The sequence below is a fragment of the Candidatus Symbiothrix dinenymphae genome, assembly GCF_001431085.1.
Genome location: NZ_BBRU01000065.1, coordinates 1 through 1,061, shown reverse-complemented (window position 1 = coordinate 1,061; position 1,061 = coordinate 1). Strand labels below are relative to the sequence as shown.

Annotated in this window: 1 pseudogene; it reads right to left on the bottom strand. The window is 56.4% G+C overall.

Going from position 1 to position 1,061, the window contains the following annotated elements:
- Positions 1–1,061 (bottom strand): annotated as a pseudogene (locus tag ASC50_RS01095) (hypothetical protein); the annotation flags it as partial.

The following is a 1,061-nucleotide window of genomic DNA, read 5'->3' as shown; positions in this document are numbered from 1 at the left end:
TTTGCTGTAAACAACCCCTGCGGAGGCATCATAAGCCTTGAAGTGGAGCAACGCTTGCTGCGTTTTCTCCCGTTCGTTGCCATATATCGTCATCTCCACAAGGTATGCCTCTCCGCGGCGTGTCAGCGGAACAACCCCCACGCATTGCTCTTCACCGGTGTCGGTGGTAACAAACGCTGCTACAAGGCTTTTGCTGTTCTCCAGAGGCGCGCCATTCAGGAGCAACTCGCCAATGAGGTTCATGCTATACCGGAAAGCCGCCGGATTGACCGTCCAATCAGGTTGCTGGTCAGTCACTTCCACCTGCAATTTCATGGGCGCATCTATCCCGTCATTGCCCGTCAGATAGACGGTGGCTTCGTGGATGCCCATCGGCGTGGTCGCGCTGACGGTGAATGTCAGTTTCTCGTCGCTCAAAGCGCGCAAGGTTCCCTCTCTCTTTGAAACGGAGAGCCATGCAGGCAAGCCTTTGACAGACCATGTCTCCTGCAGACCGCTCGTGTTGGCAATCTTTGCGTCAAAGACCACTTCCTCCAAATAATTTTTGGTGATGCTCTTGTCGCGGATGTCCCACACCAGGCGGCTCGTGTTCACATAAGCCGTCCAGGTTATCGGGTCTGCCTTATTGCCGTGGATGTCTTGCACATTTTGCAGTGCAATGTGCAGGGTGCTGTTTTCGATACTGGCGGGCGGTGCGGTCAGCGTGATGGCTATGCGGTTGCGCGAGGCTACCGCCGTGTGACGTACCGACTGGGGTTCGCGCGCAGGCTTCAGAGGCGGAGCATCGGCATCTGTCAGCGTGACACTTGTTGGTGTTGCCGCGATGCCACTCTTCTTGTCGAGCCAGGTTGGTGTTGATGTCAAAACACCTTGGTTGTTAAGCGTATTCTCAAACGGGAAATAGGCTTCCAACCCGGGTTCCGTGCCGTCCAGTCCGTGGTTCATATCGCCGCGGATAAGCTCGGCGGAGCGCGTGCCGCGCCACAGTCTGAACTCGTCTATACCGCCGCGGAAGCTGCTGCCTAATGTGAACTTGTCGCCTGCCATGCCGTCAGCCAATG